Source organism: uncultured Murdochiella sp. (assembly GCF_902488755.1).
GTDB lineage: Bacteria > Bacillota > Clostridia > Tissierellales > Peptoniphilaceae > Murdochiella.
Window position 1 is genome coordinate 50,140 of record NZ_CABTXF010000001.1, and the last position, 15,976, is coordinate 66,115.

A 15,976-nucleotide genomic window follows, 5' to 3' on the forward strand; every position below is an offset into this window, starting at 1 on the left:
CGCCCTTCGTGGTTCACTCATTATTTAGATCACTCTTTTGTAGCATGGTCAAGTCCGCTAAAGAATAGACCATGCCTTGGGAATAAATAAATTACGATAGGTACGGATGAGAAAATCATCCGTCATACCGGCAATATAATCAATCGCTTGGCGGCGAACATCCGTCTCTTCTGCGGTATCTCTATACAGACGGCGATGGTCTATTGGCATAACATCGGGATGATCAACCAGGTAGTCCAAAAGATCCGTCATAATATGTTCCAGCTTCGTATTTTCGCCCTTTACCATCTCATTGGTATAGACTTCACGAAACATGAATGCCCGTAAATTCCTTGAAGCTTCGTAGACGGAATCTTCCATTGCAATGTCCGGTTTGTCAAAACTGGCTTCGATAATCGCATTAACCATGGTGCTGATGCGTTCCGAATGCGTTTCTCCCAGCACGGCAATGCTTTCTTTCGGTAAATCTTCCATCGTCAACACACCGGCGCGCAACGAATCGTCAATATCATGATTGACATAGGCAATGCGATCCGCAAATTTCAACAGACGACCTTCCAGCGTCTCTGCCTTCTGTTCACCACTGTGATGCGCGATGCCATCCAAAACTTCCCAGGTGAGATTCAAACCGGGAATCGCGTGGTCACGTCGATTCTCCAATACACGCAGGACACGCACCGATTGTTTGGCATGATGAAACCCCGGATCTAATATCTGCAAGATCTTTTCGCCGGCATGACCAAAAGGCGTATGCCCTACATCGTGCCCCATCGCCATCGCTTCGATGAGATCTTCATTCAAGCGAAGCGCTCTTGCCATGGTGCGCGCAATCTGGCTGACCTCCAGCGTATGCGTCAGGCGTGTACGGTAGTGGTCTCCCTCCGGTGCAATAAACACCTGCGTTTTATGTTTGAGGCGGCGAAAGCACTTGGAATGCAATATCCGATCACGGTCTCGCTGATACGCCGTACGAACGGAATCTTCTTCTTCCGCCCGTTCTCTGCCCCGTGTGGCAGAGACATGCGAAGCATAAGGAGATAGCCACTCCTTTTCCCATTTTTCTGTCTGTTCACGTAGCATGGCTACCTCCCTCCTGCGTCTTTTCTGTAGTCTATATGTTTATTTCGATGGGTGCTGGATTTCCCCCTTGACATGGCAGGAAAAATCAGGATTCCCGCACAATCCGATGCGGAATCAGTAGCTCCTCAATTAGCGCATTGACCTGTGCCAACATGCCCAGTCGCGCCTCTTTAAGCGACGCATCGTCCACAAGGATCATCGTGCGGTCAAGATAGTCATGAAGGATCGGCATCCAGTCAGCAAGAAGCGCAAAGGCTTCTTCATAATGATCTTTTTGCAACGCTTCACGAACCGCATCCGCACGAGAAAGGGAAGCAAACATCGTCTGATCTTCGTCTTGCAAGACATTCGCATCCACCGCTGTGGATTCAGCATGTTCTGCCATGCTTTCAATACGAACAAAGCCGGTAATCAACTCATTTTCCGTATCTTTTTCGATCACTTTTTGAGCAATTGCCGCTTTTTGCATCAAACGCAAATAGTCGTCATCCTCGGTGGCAAGCACCGCATCCGCCACATCATAGCGTATGCCCTGTTCTTGCAGTTTGGTACGCAAGCGTCCGCGGAAAAAATCGCTTATGCGGGCAATCACATCGTTGTAATCAAAAACCAGCCCCTTTTGTTCCACATAGAGCAAGAGGGCGTCACGAAGCGCTTCTTTTAACTCTATATGCAGCAAATTCTTCTGCAAAATATCCAACATGCCGATGACTGCGCGACGTAGACCAAAGGGATCCTGTGAACCGGTCACGTTGATGTCAATGGCAAACAGCCCCGCGAGAGTATCCAGTTTATCCGCCAGCGAAAGCACCATGCCCGCTGTGGTTTTCGGAAGATCGCCGCCGGACTGGCGAGGCAGATAATGTTCTTCAATGGCGTGCGAAACCGCGTCCACTTCACCATTTTCCGCAGCGTAAATACGCCCCATAGTGCCTTGCAATTCCGTAAATTCCACGACCATCTTCGTGACTAAGTCCGCTTTGCACAGGTGCGCCGCGCGCGAAATATTCTGTTGAATGGAGGGACCGCAACCCAGCAGCTTTGCTAACGAAACGCCCAGCGATTCCAGCCGCGCCGTTTTTTCTCGCATCGTGCCGAGCTTCTCGTGAAACACCAGCTCATCCAACTTCGGGACCAAGTCTTCTAGCGAATGCGCTTGATCCTGCTGATAGAAGAATTTGGCATCCTCAAGGCGCGGAATCAGCACCTTTCGGTTTCCATCGATGACATTCTGCAATCCCTGGTCATTGCCATTACGCACGGAAAGAAAATAGGGCAACAAATGACCGTCATCATCCACAACGGGGAAATAACGCTGATGATCCATCATCGGCGTGATAATCACTTCCGGAGGAAGCGTAAGATATTCGCGAGGTACATCGCCGAGAAAGACCGTGGGATATTCGACAATGTTCACCACTTCTTCTAAAAGCTCCTCATTTTGCATAGGCACCCCACCCTTTTCTCGAGCAAGGCGATTCAACCCACGCAAAATGCGATCGCGGCGTTTGCTTTCATCGATAATCACATAGTTCTCTTCCAACTGGGTCTCATAAGAGTGGACATCGTGAATCACGAAATTTTTCTCACCGAGAAAGCGATGACCGTTCGTGCGATTGCCCACGGGAATGCCCTCTAAATCGATAGGAAGCACCTGATCGTCCAATAGAGAAACCATCCAGCGAATGGGACGAAGAAAACGCAAATTCTTTCCGCCCCAGCGCATGGCACGAGGATTGGAAATTTTACGCACTGCCTCGGCAATAACCGTCGGCAACGTCTTTTCCACGGAGACCGCCTCTTTCTTAAGGCGCGCAAAAACATATTCGTTTTTGCCATTATCCTCAACAAACGTATCTTCCAGCTGCAGCCCCTTAGCGCGTAAAAAGCCAAGTAACGCTTTTGTCGGCTGACCTTCCGCGTCAAACGCTGCCTGTTTCGACGGACCGCGAACGACTTCTTCTCCCTCGCTCTCTTTTGCTTTCACCTCTTCCAACCAAAGTGCAAAACGGCGCGGCGTTGCCTCAACACGGGCATCCGAAAAAGAAAGTCCGGCAGAAGCCAAGCCATCCAACACATTTTGCTTAAGCTGCTGCTTTGTGGAAGCCATATAGCGGGAAGGAAATTCTTCGACGCCTAATTCCAATAGATACGTTGTCATGCACGTTTCTCCTGTTCCTTATCCGCTTGCTGCAAGGGATTTTTTTTGTCCTTTCCCATCGTCTCAGCAGACAAAAGCGGAAAACCCATCTCTTCCCGTTTTTCCAAATAACACTTTGCGACATCGCGCGCTAAATCACGCACGCGAGCAATGTAGTGACTGCGTTCGGAAACGGCAATCGCGCCGCGCGCATCCAGAAGATTAAAAGTATGGGAGCACTTCAGCGCATAATCATACGCAGGAAAAACAAGTTTTTCTTTGATCTGGCGCTGCGCTTCTTTTTCATAGAGCGCAAAAAGCGTATGAAGCATATCTACGTCCGCCGTCTCAAAAGAATACTTGGAATTCTCATATTCCTGCTGTTGGAAAATATCGCCGTAACGCAGCTGGTCATTCCACTGTAAATCAAAGACATTATCCACGCCCTGAATATACATCGCGATACGTTCCAGCCCTAATGTAATTTCGCCCGCTTCAGGATTAAGGGTTATGCCACCCACCTGTTGAAAATACGTGAACTGCGTAATCTCCATGCCGTCGAGCCATACTTCCCAACCCACGCCCCAGGCGCCCAGCGTCGGTGATTCCCAATTGTCTTCGACAAAGCGAATATCGTGTTCCAACGGATTGATACCAATAGTTTTCAAGCTGTCCAAATACAGATCTTGAATATTATCCGGAGAGGGCTTGAGTATGATTTGCAACTGATGATGCTGATACAGCCGGTTCGGATTTTCGCCGTAACGTCCGTCTGCAGGACGGCGCGAAGGCTCCACATAAACGACCTTCCACGGTTCGGGACCGAGGGCGCGTAAAAAGGTATTCGGATTCATCGTTCCGGCACCCTTTTCGGTATCGTAGGGTTCCAAAACAGTACATCCCTGGGCAGACCAATACGCCGTAAGGGTGGACAGCATTTCTTGTAAATTCATTCAACCTCCTTCGCTCCTTGTACGATCGAATCCCTGTTCTCTTTAACAGCAGGTCGCTCTTCTTTACAGAAGACGGAGCTCTTCCATCATAGATAAGGCGCCCAGGCTGTGTCGGTCGGTATGCATCGCATAATACCGAAACGAGATCCTTGCCAATCGCCGGGCGTCAACAGACGAAAAATCACGTGCGTTCATTATAGCACGAAGCGGAAGGCGGAGATAACGGACAATCGCTGCGTATTCCGCAGCAGAAAGCCCTTCTGCACCGACGGAAGGCGCATGGACAGGACATGCCATTCCGCCTGCCTCAAGGTCAAAAAAAACAGAATCTCCTTCTATAGGCTCGCCGCCATAAACACAGGTGGAAATGCGCGGTCGAAAGCCGGAATAACTGCATAATTTAAGCAGATAAGCCGCCATTCCATGTGAGAGTTGTGCGACATTGCCGTTTTCCACAGCGCAAAGAAACGCCTGAAAAAGCAAAAACAAATCCCGTTCTTCGCCCTCGGTGAGGACACCAAGCAACGCCTCTGCGCCGAAGCGCGCGGCGGTAAGCTGCGCAAGCGATCGCCTAAGACCAAGATGCGCATCGGTAATCGTACCTTCCTTCAAATAGTTTGTGCTACGCCCGAACACCACATGAAACTGCCCTTCCACATACGGTGCGGAGAGATTCAAAAACCGGCTCTTATTTCGTTTGGCGCCGCGCACCAATACGGAAATTTTGCCGCGTTCTTGTGTGAAAAGATCGACAATGCGCGAAGAATCTCGCACATCATAGGCTTGTAAAACAATGCCCTGTAAGCTTTTTTCTTCCTCCATACGTGCCTCCGCGCTGTCGTATATGTCGCTGCAACGCACAGCAGGCATAGAACCGTTTCCTTTTGCCGATGCGCTTAATCAAACCCTAACCGGTCAACCTTCTGCTTGTTCTTGCGCCAGTTCTTATCGACTTTGACCCATAGTTTCAAATTCACCGGACAGTCGATGAGTGCTTCGATATCCTTCCGTGCCTCACGACCGATACGACCGAGTTTCGTTCCGCCTTTTCCGATGACCATGCCTTTGTGCGAAAGTTTTTCACAGTATATCGTGGCATAAATATCATACAATTCACGATCACTTCTCTTTTTCATGCTGTCAATGCCGACATGAATACCGTGCGGAATTTCCTCTTGCATGTGATAGAGACATTTTTCGCGGATCATTTCCGTGATAATAAAACGTTCGGAACGATCCGTCACCATATCGTCCGGAAAATACTGCGGTCCCTCGGGAAGAAGCTCGTAGAGGAGCGTTGTAAGTGCATCCAAATCTTCCTCTTCTTTTGCCGAAATAGGCAACACCGCCCGAAAAATCCCCAATTCCTCATAACGACGTTTTTCTGCTTCGACCATCTCCGCAGAAGAAAGGTCAATTTTATTGAGCAAGAGCACTAACGGAATGGACCGGATGGTCTTTAATCGTTCCAGAATGAGTCGGTCCAAAGGACCGATGCGCGAGGAAACGTCGGTCACAAAAAGACAGAGATCCACGCCCTCAAGCGCCTCGCGTGAAATCTTAAGCATGGTCTCGCCCAACGCATTCTTGGGAATTTGCACGCCCGGCGTGTCCAAAAAAATCGCCTGCATTCGTTCATCGGTCATAATAAACTGTAGCTTATGCCGCGTTGTCTGCGGCTTGTTGGAGATAATGGAGAGCTTCTCGCCCAACAGACGGGTGATCAACGTGGATTTGCCGACATTTGGCCGACCAATTACCGCGACGTAGCCAGAATGGAACGGCTGGGCGAAACCAAGCGCACGCATAATCCGCTTTTCTTCTCGGCGCATTTTGCGCTTGTCCTCCTCGTCTTCGTGATCAAAGCCCAATAAGTGCAGCAGAGAATGCACCGCTAAATAGATTCTCTCCCGTTCTTCGCTGTGTCCAAATTCCTCCGCCTGCGTTCTGACCCGCTCCATATTGATGACAATATCGCCGAGGACATCCAACGCCCCTTCTTCACGAAGAAGCGCAATTTCCTCCGCTTCATACACCGGAAAACTCAACACGTCTGTCTCTGTGTCCTTGCCGCGGTACTTCGCGTTTAATGCACGAATTTCTTCGCCATTCACAAAGGAAAGCGAAATTTCCACATCTTCCGGTATCTGCTGCGTATGTAAAGCAACGCGTAATGCTTTTTCCAGTTCTTTTTCGTCCGTCTCTTCCCAAACAAGTGAAGGATCTCGATTATCCACGAGCAGATTCATGATTTCTCCTCTTCGTATCGCTCATTTTGGCGGACATTGCCTTCCGATTCTTTCCAAAAGAACCGCTCTCGAACGCAGCTTGTGATTTTCGATTTTCCTGCTCGTTTTCATAGCGTTCAAACGCTTCAATGACGCGTTGGACTAAGGGATGGCGCACTACATCCGCATGATGAAAGGTGCAAAATGCCACGCCATCGACATGGCGCAGAATACGCTGAATGGTCTTTAAGCCGGACGTTTTTCCCTGTGGCAAATCGACCTGCGTGACATCACCGGTAATCACCGCTTGGGAGCCGTATCCCATGCGCGTCAGGAACATCTTCATTTGGGCACTGGTGGTATTTTGCGCTTCATCAAGAATAATAAAGGAATTGTCCAGTGTGCGCCCACGCATATAGGCAAGCGGCGCCACTTCGATCTGCCCCCTCTCCTTGAGCTTCAGATACGCATCTGCGCCAAGAATCTCATACAGAGAATCGTAAAGCGGTCGAAGATAGGGATCAATCTTCTCCTGTAAATCACCGGGAAGAAAACCAAGACTTTCTCCAGCTTCCACGGCGGGACGGGTGAGAATAATGCGCTGTACAGCGTTGTTTTTGAACGCTTTTACCGCCATGGCGACAGCGAGGTAGGTTTTTCCCGTACCGGCAGGACCGATACCGAAGGTAAAACCATTATGCGCAATGGCGTCCACGTATTGCTTTTGTCCGAGGGTTTTCGCACGTATGGGCTTGCCCTGCGCAGTTGTGGTGATGATGTCGGTAAGCAGTTTTTCCACCGGCACATCTTCGTGTTCTTTCTGCATCTGTAGAAGATAGGCGACCTCTTCGGAAGAAATATAACCTTGTCTAGCAATCACGGTAAACATCTGTCCCATAACCGCTTCGGCAGCTTCCATTTCGTATTCCTCGCCACTAAGCTGCAAGCCATTTTCGGTCAGCTTCATTTTGACCGCGAATGTATTTTCGATGGCCTTGGCATGGGCGTTGAGTTCACCGAAAAGAGCCGCCCAATCTTTTGAAGAGTGCTCCTCATTCGACCATAGCAATTTTTTCATGCGTTCGTTTTACTCCCCTCTTTGCCGACGTACACGCCGGCGCATCCTTTCATATCGCTCTCTGCGCCGATCAAAAGGAGTGCTAATGACCTCTCTAAGCACTACCGCCTGTCGTAAATGCTCCCGTTGGACTTCTCTGTCCGTCGCTGCCAACGCCCGAACAAGAGACGAAGGTGACGATGAAGAAAGCGCTTCAATCTCGGTTCTCTGGGCTTCCTTTTGTTGCGCATCCAATACGCCTACTTCGACATCTTCCTCCGGCGGTCCCTCCATGGAGATGACCGGCGGAACCGCATCTTCTCCTTCCATAGACCGCACCGAAGCAACTACGCCTTCCCCCTCCATGGAAATGGTTCGCAAAGCGCTGTGTATCTTCTTTTCGGAAGATCGAGATGTATTGGTTTTCTTCTTCGTCGTTTCCGGCGGTGCGACAGAAGACTTTTTCGTAAACGTTCCCCCCAAAAGGGAAAGGATAAGCTCCGCTAAAGCATCTTGCTTATCGTTTCGATTCATCACACGCCTCAAGCATTCTGTGTCGTATCCGCCCCCGGTTTTTGCTCATCACCGGCAAGGGACTGGCGCATCTTTGTATCGGAAATCATATTCTGCATTTCATAATAGTCCATAACGCCCATGCGTCCCTCACTGAGGGCTTTTGCCAGTGCCTCCGGTACAAGGGCTTCGGCTTCTACTACCTTGGCACGCTGGCGGCGAATCTCGGCAAGATTCTCCTGCTCGGAAGCAACCGCTTGAGCGCGTCGTTCTTCTGCTTTTGCCTGGGAGATGCGTTTATCCGCCTCTGCCTGCTCCATTTGCAATTTAGCCCCCACATTTCGCCCGATGTCCACATCGGCGATATCGATGGAGAGAATTTCAAACGCCGTTCCGGAATCCAATCCTTTATTTAATACCGTCTGGGAAATCAAATCCGGATTTTCCAACACGGCAGAGTGCGTCTGAGACGAACCGACGGTCGTAACAATGCCTTCCCCTACACGCGCAATAATGGTCGCTTCCCCTGCGCCACCAACCAAGCGCTGGATGTTCGCACGCACGGTCACTTTGGCTTTCACCTGCACTTCAATGCCGTTTTTGGCAACTGCCGCAATCTCCGGTGTTTCAATCACTTTGGGGTTAACAGAGACCTGAACCGCTTCTAAAACATTTCGTCCTGCCAGATCAATCGCTGTTGCTTCCTTGAAACTAAGCGCGATATTGGCGCGCTGTGCAGCGATAAGAGCATCGACAACGAGATTCACATTGCCGCCTGCCAGATAATGCGCTTCCAGTTCATTTAGCTGCAACGAAAGCCCTGCTTTGGTCGCCTTAATCAACGGATTCACAATTTGAGAGGGTGTCACGCGGCGAAGACGCATCCCGACCAAATCGCTGATTTTTACCGGGACGCCCGAAAAACGCGCGGTAATCCATAATCCCACCGGTACGAACGAGAAAAACACGCCCAGCAAGACAAGAACAAGAGCCACCATCGGTGCCATATACAAAATGTCGTCCATAGTCATTATCCTTTCTATACCTGTTACCTTGTGGTGATTGTACCCTTTCCTGCTAAAAATCCACGTTTGAAAAACAGGAAAAAGAACAAGGGGAAAAGCAGTCTATAGCATACAGAAACACATGGGAACAACAAAGCAAAACCGGTTCATAAAAAGGAAAAGATGGCACCACAAAGATGCCATCTTTCAAGTCCTATTTTTTACGATTTTTACGACGAGCCGCTTCCGACTTCTTTTTGCGCTTGATGGACGGCTTTTCGTAATGTTCACGCTTGCGATATTCGGCTAATGTACCTGCGCGAGCGATGGAACGTTTAAACCGCTTCAGAGCACTTTCAATGGATTCATTGTCTCCGACGCGAATCTCCGGCATTTTTTCACCCCCCTCGGGTTAAATTCGTAAGTTGAATTATATGCGATACACCTAAGAAAAGTCAACCGCCTTACGTAAAATGCTCCGAACCGTTCGCGATAGCGTATAATCAGAATAACATTCCATCAAGGAGGAACCATGTCTTTACGTGCCAAATGGGCTCACTTCACAGCCAAAAGTGCTTCCCGTCTCATGCGTCTTTTCGGAAAACGAGGCTCGCAACTGCCGGGAGCGATTGCGCTTCAAGTTGACCCCCAGTTTATCCAACAAGTAGCAAAACCCACCCACTGCATCAGCATCAGTGGAACAAACGGGAAAACCACCACATCCAACTTGATTCAAGATGTACTGCAAAAGCTCGATGTGCCGTATCTGCATAATAACAATGGCTCCAATACCAAACCCGGCATTGCTTCCTCTTTAGTAAATCAGGTTCGTTTAGACGGAAAATGTCCGCCCTATGCGGTTCTTGAAGAGGACGAATTATGGCTGCGTCGTATTTTTCCGGAATATCCGCCTACAACGCTTACGGTGACGAATTTATATCAGGACTCCATTGACCGCAATGCCACCGTGCAATTTGTTTTTTCGCGCATTAACGAAGCCCTCCCGGAAACAACAAAGCTCATTCTAAACGCCTCTGACCCCATCTCGTCCCAATTAGGTGAAGGGAGGTGCAAGGAACGTATCTTTTATACCGTTCATCCGCTTCCCCACGAAACGCAGAGTGAAAAATCGCTGATTCAAGACGTTCCCTATTGTCCACAATGCGGACACACGCTGGAATGGGATTTTCGCCGTTATCATCACATCGGCGAATATCACTGTCCTTCGTGCGGATTAACCAATCCCCAACCGACCTATGCCGTAGTGGATTGCAGCGAAGCTGAGCACGATTTAACGATTCTCGATCATGGAGAGACGTTTCATCTGCCGATGGTTCAAAGCGCTGTGGAGAATATCTATAACACCATTGCCGCCTATACCACCCTTCGGGAAAACGGCTTTTCTCCTGCGCAGCTTCTTCCGGCTTTCCGTCAAATCAAACTCACGCAAACGCGGTTTGAGGAACTTCACGTCGGAAAAAAGCGCATCGTGAATATCGTTTCAAAGGGAAATAACCCCATTGCCACCAGTCGGGTATTTGCCAATATCTCGGCTACGCCCGGCAAAAAAAGCGTGCTTTACATTACGGATTCTGCCGGTGAAGCCCTACCGGATACCTGTCCGGGATGGATCTACATGGTCGATTATGCCAATCTCTTCGGTGTGGATCGACTCTATCTCATGACAAAATATGCTTTCGGTATGCGCTTTGCCGCCATACTTGCCGGATGGGATGCCGATAAAATTCATGTCGTTCATCGTCCAGAAGAGATTCTTTCTTCTCTTTCCCCCGAAGAAAGCGAATCCCTCTTCATTCTGCACGACATTGAGGATCACTCTCAAGATTCCGCCAAACAACTCATCACGCTCATCCAAGAAAAGGAGGAAGCCTGTGCGCATTGAAATTCTCTGCCCGGAATGGCTCACTTTCGGCGAACAAACCACGGCTGTCTATTTCGAAAAACTGTTTCCGGAAGCGGAAGTGTATCGCACCGGTTTTCGGGATGCGTTACAGTTTCCCGAAAAGAAAATCGATTTACTCTTCTTTGGACCCATGGCGGAGCCTTGCCTCGAACAAGTTGTACAGAAGCTTCTCCCCTATCGGGATTGCCTAAAAGCGCAGATAGAAGAGGGAATGATGCTTTTGGCAATCAACAACGCCCTTGATGTTTTGGGCAAGAGTCTTACCGTAAAAAATGGCTCACCTGCCAACACCCTATCCCTCTTCGACTACGAAACGGTGCGTGATTATGATCATCGTCGTTCCAAACAGACCCTATTTGAGAAAGACGGTGTCCCGTTTTTAGCCACTATTTTGGGCTTCAGCAGCTATTACGGCAACGAAGGACACGAACTGTACCATGCTTTGTATCCGGCATCGTCTTTTAACGAAAACACGGCTCTTGGCGGCTTTGCCTATCGTAATTCTTGGCTCATCGAATGCGCAGGATGCCTTTTCTTAACCGTTCCCTATTGGACAAAAGCCCTTCGCCGTCGTTTTTACGCTGACGATACGATTCCACTGGAAGCTGAAATGACAGCCACCTATCAGGATAATCTCCGTCTGCTGCAAAACATGCCGGAATATTCATCGTTTTTATCAGCTCTTCCTCCAAGCAAACAAGAATAAGAGAGCCACAAGAGAAGGGCGAATTGCCTTTATTGGTCAAAACCGGGGAAACGAATCGACTTTCCTGCTAAGACGTGAAAATGCAGGTGCGCGACACTTTGCCCACCGTCTTTTCCACAATTGCTGATAACGCGATAGCCGCTTTCTGCGAACCCTTCACGCTTAGCCACCTCAGCGATGGCTTCAAAAATCCGACTCACTACTGTTGCATCCGCACCGTTCGCAAAATCATTAGCGGAGGTAATGTGCTTCTTCGGAACAAAAAGCAAATGCACGGGCGCAGCCGGAGCAATATCCCGAAATGCTACGACATCCTCGTTTTCAAATACAAATCCGGCAGGAATGTCGCCCTGCGCAATTTGACAAAACAGACAGTCCGTATGAGTATTTTTCATCTTTGCCTCCTTTTTGAAGTTCTTTGGCGTTTTTCTGTGTTTCATCCCCTTCTTACCCTTTTTCTCTTGCTTTGTCTGTAGTTTTCTTCCGTTCATCCGAAAAGGGACGATTTTACAAAGAAAAGAAATGACGTTTCCCCATTGATTAGAAGCGATTACGTCTATAATAGAAAAGGTGGCTTATGTTCCTCATCGCGAGCCTCATAAAACGAAAACTGTCGAAGGAAAGAAATAGAGAAAGGAGCCCTCATGGCCTGTACAACCCTCTTAGTCGGAAGAAATGCCAGTTATGACGGATCAACGCTGGTTGCCCGTAATGAAGACTGCGGAAGCGTCGGTTTTACCGAAAAACGCTTCGACGTTGTTCTTCCTGAACAGCAACCCAAAATCTATCGTTCCGTTCTTTCGCATGTTGAAATTCCTCTTCCGGAAAATCCGCTGCGCTATACGGCAATGCCGGATGCGCTTTTGCGAGAAGGACAATGGGCAGCAGTCGGTGTAAACGCCTGCAATGTCTCCATGTCGGCGACAGAAACCCTGACGACCAATCCACGTGTACAGGGTGCGGATCCTTTTGTTGAACGCATTCCAGAACAAGGCAAAAAAGGCGATGCCGACTACGTTGCGGAAGTGCCAGGCGGCATCGGTGAAGAGGATCTCGTTACGCTCGTTCTGCCCTATATTCATAGTGCGCGCGAAGGGGTTTTGCGTTTGGGCGAATTGCTGGAAACCTATGGAACCTACGAAAACAACGGCATTGCTTTTCAAGACGTGAACGATATATGGTGGCTGGAAACCATCGGTGGGCATCATTGGATGGCGCGCCGCGTTCCGGAAGACAGCTACGTTGTGATGCCCAATCAACTGGGTTTAGATGCGTTTGACTTTGATGACGCGTATGGAGAGCAAAAGAACTTTCTCTGTTCAGCAGACTTAAAAGATTTTACGGAAAAGCACCACTTGAATCTTTCGAATGGAAAGGGCTTTACTCCGCGGGATGCGTACGGCAGCCATTCGGATGCAGACCATGTCTACAACACCCCACGTGCATGGGTTGTTCAGCGTTTCTTTAACCCCACTGAAACCAGATGGGAAGGAGAAGACGCCGACTATACGCCCACGGCAAATAACATCCCTTGGTGTCGAAAACCGGAACGTAAAATTACGGTTGAGGATGTCAAAGAAGTATTGTCCAATCATTATCAGGGTACACCATACGATCCCTATGCAAAAAAAGGAGATCTCTCGCAACGCGGATTGTTCCGCCCCATTGGAATCAATCGCAACTCGCATTTAGCGTGCGTTCAGATTCGCCCGGATCTTCCCGAGTCTTGTCGCACCGTAGAATGGATCACCTTTGCCAGCAATGTATTTAATGCGTTCTGTCCCTTTTATGTCAACATCAACCGCGCGCCGGACTATCTGTCCTATACCCCCGAAAAGGTGAGCACGGATAGCTTCTATTGGGCAAGCCGCCTCATCGGCGCACTGGCCGATCCGCATTTTTCGGAAAACATCGCCCATATCGAGCACTATCAGCAAAACGTCGCCTGGCGCGGACATCAGCTTCTAAATCGTTGGGATGAAAAAATGGTCAACGAAAAATGCGCGTATACCGCGGCTACTGCGCAGTTGGAAAATGCCAACGATGAATTGGCTGCCATGTTGCGTGAAGAAACGGACAAAGCGTTGGCAAATGTGTTACAGGAGACCAGTCGCTTAATGAAAAACGCATTTGCACGCGCGGATCGCTAATCAGCAGAAGCAATCGGTTTACCACCTGCTTCGAACAAAAAAAGAGCAATAGAAAAAGCCGGCGCAGAAGGTTTCTGCGCCAGCTTTTTTCATATAATACGAAAACATACGCCGAATGAAAACTATTCTTCAATCATTTTTTTACCGGAGCGCAAGAATGTCGCGGTAGCGCGTCCGATAAGCCGTTGTTCCACGTACAACATCGCCTGCGTAACGACGACTTTTCGACCCGCCTTGATGATGTTCGCTTCGCATATAACCGTATCACCTGAATGTACAGCGCCTAAAAAATGGTAATTCATATCGACAGTTGCTACCGCATCGTTAAAGGCAACAAGTGCGGTAGCCATGGCAGCATCCGCCATGGTCATGAGTACACCACCCTGCACTACCCCCTGGGGATTTTGATGCTTATCCGCCGAAGTCACCAGTCTTGCGGTCGCCGTGCCTTCTTTTGCATCAACAATCTCGATGCCCGCCGCAATCATGAATCGATTCGTTGTGCGGCGTAAATCGACCAAACGGTCAAATAATTCTCTTGAAATCGCCATTCTTCCTCCTTCTCTACCTTCCCTATCATACCCCATTTCCGCCAAAATGCGTTTGGCAACCCGAAGGAAATGCGCTACTCTATAGAGGAAGAGAAGGGGCGGTCATAATCGACCGAAGCAATGGAGGTTGTCCATGAAAGATGTATTTGCACGTTCTTTGGCATTACATGCCGAATTAAAAGGCAAAATGAGTGCGGAATTAAAGGCTCCCCTCGAAAATCAGGAGGATCTTTCCCTGATGTATTCGCCGGGCGTCGCTCAACCCTGCCGCGAAATCGCTGCCAATCCCGAATCGGTGTATGACTATACATGGAAAGGAAATACGGTGGCGGTCGTAACAAACGGCACAGCCATCCTTGGCTTGGGTGATCTTGGTCCAGAGGCAGCCCTTCCTGTTATGGAAGGCAAGTGCGCACTCTTTAAGCGCTTCGGCGGTGTCAATGCCGTTCCTGTTCTTATTGATTCCCAAGATCCGGAAGAAATTATTCGCATTGTCAAAGCCATTTCTCCCACCTACGGTGGCATTAACTTGGAAGATATCAAGGCTCCTGAATGCATCACCATCGAACAGACACTGATTCGGGAATGCAATATTCCCATCTTCCACGACGATCAACACGGTACTGCCATTGTCACCACGGCAGCCGTCATCAATGCGCTAAAGCTGGTGAAGAAAAAAGCTGAGGACTGCAATGTGGTCATCTCCGGTGTCGGCGCTGCCGGCTCATCCATCATCCGTATGCTAAAGCGTATCGGCATCGCAAACTTCTATGGATACAACAGCAAGGGCATTCTCAACCGTAAAGACGCGGATTCCTATACCAATCCTCTCTATCGTGAATTAGCGCAGATTACGAATAAGGATGCCGAAGACCTCTCGATAGAGGAAGCCATGAAAAAAGCGGATATCTTCATCGGCGTAAGCGTGCCCAATAAGATTGATAAAGCAATGGTGCGTTCCATGCGCCGTGATCCGATTGTTTTTGCGATGGCAAATCCAGATCCGGAAATCCCGTATGACGATGCGCGTGAAGCCGGCGCAAGGGTTGTCGGAACGGGGCGCAGCGATTATCCCAACCAGGTCAATAACGTCCTTGCCTTCCCCGGCTTGTTCAAAGGGGCGCTCAAGGTTCATGCCACAGAAATCAATGAGGAAATGAAGCTCGCTGCCGCCTATGCGCTTGCCAACCTCGTGCCGGAAGAGAAACTATCGGAAGAATATGTCATCCCCGGTCCTTTTGAAACAGGCGTCGCCGATGCGGTAGCCAAAGAAGTTGCTGCCATCGCCGTAAAAATGGGTGTTGTACGCGCAAAATAATCCATTCTTTTACACGATGGATCTTTCTTTTATCCCGGACAAAAAAAAGAACCGAGGCAAACCTCATCGGGTTTCCTCGGTTCTTTTTGATACGGTTTCCTCACGCATTGTCCACGTTTAGCACGACGCAACCGGAACGCCGTTCACCTTGGCGCACGCCTCTACAACATGCTTTGCCAATACAGTGGTAGTGATACCTCCAATGCCGCCGGGCGTTGGAGTCGCCGCCTCGACAATAGGTTCAATCGCTTCCCAATTCACATCTCCGCAAATCTTCCCGTCTTTTCGGCTGGTTCCCACATCAATAACAATCTGTCCTTCTGAGACATACGATGCATCCACCAAACCGGCT

15 protein-coding genes and 1 pseudogene are annotated in these 15,976 nt (G+C 49.3%); 4 read left to right on the forward strand and 12 right to left on the reverse strand.

From position 1 onward, the window contains the following. Positions 1-57 precede the first annotated feature (57 nt). The 9 genes from RDL68_RS00220 to rpsU all read right to left on the reverse strand — a co-directional run bounded on the left by RDL68_RS00220 (position 58) and on the right by rpsU (position 9,369). Positions 58-1,080 carry a deoxyguanosinetriphosphate triphosphohydrolase gene (locus RDL68_RS00220; protein ID WP_308539651.1) on the reverse strand — a complete coding sequence of 341 codons (1,023 nt, stop codon included), beginning with the start codon at positions 1,078-1,080 and terminating at the stop codon, positions 58-60. An 85-nt stretch (positions 1,081-1,165) separates the two neighbouring features. Beyond that, entirely contained in the window at positions 1,166-3,241 is a 2,076-nt protein-coding gene (gene glyS, locus RDL68_RS00225) for a glycine--tRNA ligase subunit beta (RefSeq protein WP_308539652.1), read from the reverse strand. Then, positions 3,238-4,173 carry a glycine--tRNA ligase subunit alpha gene (gene glyQ, locus RDL68_RS00230; RefSeq protein WP_308539653.1) on the reverse strand — a complete coding sequence of 312 codons (936 nt, stop codon included), beginning with the start codon at positions 4,171-4,173 and terminating at the stop codon, positions 3,238-3,240. Before glyQ ends, glyS begins: the two co-directional genes overlap by 4 nt. Positions 4,174-4,236: 63 nt before the next feature. Then, a complete protein-coding gene (gene recO / locus RDL68_RS00235; protein WP_308539654.1) occupies positions 4,237-4,995 on the reverse strand; it encodes a DNA repair protein RecO in 759 nt (252 codons plus the stop codon). Positions 4,996-5,069: 74 nt separating this feature from the next. Beyond that, a complete protein-coding gene (gene era / locus RDL68_RS00240; protein ID WP_308539655.1) occupies positions 5,070-6,422 on the reverse strand; it encodes a GTPase Era in 1,353 nt (450 codons plus the stop codon). Next, on the reverse strand, positions 6,403-7,479 hold the full coding sequence (locus tag RDL68_RS00245) for a PhoH family protein (protein WP_308539656.1): 1,077 nt from the start codon (positions 7,477-7,479) through the stop codon (positions 6,403-6,405). Before RDL68_RS00245 ends, era begins: the two co-directional genes overlap by 20 nt. Positions 7,480-7,488: 9 nt before the next feature. Then, positions 7,489-7,992 carry a hypothetical protein gene (locus tag RDL68_RS00250; RefSeq protein WP_308539657.1) on the reverse strand — a complete coding sequence of 168 codons (504 nt, stop codon included), beginning with the start codon at positions 7,990-7,992 and terminating at the stop codon, positions 7,489-7,491. Between the two features lie 8 nt (positions 7,993-8,000). Further along, a complete protein-coding gene (floA, locus tag RDL68_RS00255; protein ID WP_374042581.1) occupies positions 8,001-8,978 on the reverse strand; it encodes a flotillin-like protein FloA in 978 nt (325 codons plus the stop codon). Positions 8,979-9,189: 211 nt separating this feature from the next. Then, entirely contained in the window at positions 9,190-9,369 is a 180-nt protein-coding gene (gene rpsU / locus RDL68_RS00260; protein WP_308539659.1) for a 30S ribosomal protein S21, read from the reverse strand. A 138-nt stretch (positions 9,370-9,507) separates the two neighbouring features. Here rpsU and RDL68_RS00265 point away from each other — a divergent pair, with 138 nt between their 5' ends. Both RDL68_RS00265 and RDL68_RS00270 read left to right on the forward strand, forming a co-directional pair. Continuing rightward, positions 9,508-10,878 (forward strand): MurT ligase domain-containing protein, encoded by a 1,371-nt coding sequence (locus RDL68_RS00265; protein WP_308539660.1) that lies wholly within the window; start codon positions 9,508-9,510, stop codon positions 10,876-10,878. Next, positions 10,868-11,605, forward strand: coding sequence for a hypothetical protein (locus RDL68_RS00270; protein ID WP_308539661.1), 738 nt, complete (start codon positions 10,868-10,870; stop codon positions 11,603-11,605). The genes RDL68_RS00265 and RDL68_RS00270 overlap by 11 nt, the downstream gene beginning before the upstream one ends. A gap of 29 nt (positions 11,606-11,634) precedes the next feature. On the opposite strand, the gene RDL68_RS00275 is transcribed toward RDL68_RS00270, so the two are convergent. Further along, entirely contained in the window at positions 11,635-12,000 is a 366-nt protein-coding gene (locus RDL68_RS00275) for a histidine triad nucleotide-binding protein (protein WP_308539662.1), read from the reverse strand. A gap of 249 nt (positions 12,001-12,249) precedes the next feature. On the opposite strand from RDL68_RS00275, the gene RDL68_RS00280 reads away from it, so the two are divergent. Then, on the forward strand, positions 12,250-13,755 hold the full coding sequence (locus RDL68_RS00280) for a C69 family dipeptidase (protein WP_308539663.1): 1,506 nt from the start codon (positions 12,250-12,252) through the stop codon (positions 13,753-13,755). Between the two features lie 122 nt (positions 13,756-13,877). Here RDL68_RS00280 and RDL68_RS00285 read toward each other — a convergent pair whose 3' ends face one another. Next, positions 13,878-14,306, reverse strand: a complete 429-nt coding sequence (locus tag RDL68_RS00285; protein WP_308539664.1) for a PaaI family thioesterase — start codon at positions 14,304-14,306, stop codon at positions 13,878-13,880. Between the two features lie 133 nt (positions 14,307-14,439). On the opposite strand from RDL68_RS00285, the gene RDL68_RS00290 reads away from it, so the two are divergent. Then, complete coding sequence (locus RDL68_RS00290; RefSeq protein ID WP_308539665.1) at positions 14,440-15,624, forward strand: NADP-dependent malic enzyme; 1,185 nt, start codon at positions 14,440-14,442, stop codon at positions 15,622-15,624. A gap of 117 nt (positions 15,625-15,741) precedes the next feature. Here RDL68_RS00290 and RDL68_RS00295 read toward each other — a convergent pair. Next, positions 15,742-15,976 (reverse strand): annotated as a pseudogene (locus tag RDL68_RS00295) (hypothetical protein); the annotation flags it as partial.

What these genes read in the sequence shown, in the direction of transcription:
- RDL68_RS00250 (WP_308539657.1), bottom strand. Translation starts at nt 7,992, where the DNA reads ATGAATCGAAACGATAAGCAAGATGCTTTAGCGGAGCTTATCCTTTCC.
- RDL68_RS00285 (WP_308539664.1), bottom strand. Translation starts at nt 14,306, where the DNA reads ATGGCGATTTCAAGAGAATTATTTGACCGTTTGGTCGATTTACGCCGC.
- glyS (WP_308539652.1), bottom strand. Translation starts at nt 3,241, where the DNA reads ATGACAACGTATCTATTGGAATTAGGCGTCGAAGAATTTCCTTCCCGC.
- glyQ (WP_308539653.1), bottom strand. Translation starts at nt 4,173, where the DNA reads ATGAATTTACAAGAAATGCTGTCCACCCTTACGGCGTATTGGTCTGCC.
- RDL68_RS00245 (WP_308539656.1), bottom strand. Translation starts at nt 7,479, where the DNA reads ATGAAAAAATTGCTATGGTCGAATGAGGAGCACTCTTCAAAAGATTGG.
- era (WP_308539655.1), bottom strand. Translation starts at nt 6,422, where the DNA reads ATGAATCTGCTCGTGGATAATCGAGATCCTTCACTTGTTTGGGAAGAG.
- RDL68_RS00275 (WP_308539662.1), bottom strand. Translation starts at nt 12,000, where the DNA reads ATGAAAAATACTCATACGGACTGTCTGTTTTGTCAAATTGCGCAGGGC.
- rpsU (WP_308539659.1), bottom strand. Translation starts at nt 9,369, where the DNA reads ATGCCGGAGATTCGCGTCGGAGACAATGAATCCATTGAAAGTGCTCTG.
- RDL68_RS00280 (WP_308539663.1), top strand. Translation starts at nt 12,250, where the DNA reads ATGGCCTGTACAACCCTCTTAGTCGGAAGAAATGCCAGTTATGACGGA.
- recO (WP_308539654.1), bottom strand. Translation starts at nt 4,995, where the DNA reads ATGGAGGAAGAAAAAAGCTTACAGGGCATTGTTTTACAAGCCTATGAT.
- RDL68_RS00290 (WP_308539665.1), top strand. Translation starts at nt 14,440, where the DNA reads ATGAAAGATGTATTTGCACGTTCTTTGGCATTACATGCCGAATTAAAA.
- RDL68_RS00265 (WP_308539660.1), top strand. Translation starts at nt 9,508, where the DNA reads ATGTCTTTACGTGCCAAATGGGCTCACTTCACAGCCAAAAGTGCTTCC.
- RDL68_RS00220 (WP_308539651.1), bottom strand. Translation starts at nt 1,080, where the DNA reads ATGCTACGTGAACAGACAGAAAAATGGGAAAAGGAGTGGCTATCTCCT.
- floA (WP_374042581.1), bottom strand. Translation starts at nt 8,978, where the DNA reads ATGGCACCGATGGTGGCTCTTGTTCTTGTCTTGCTGGGCGTGTTTTTC.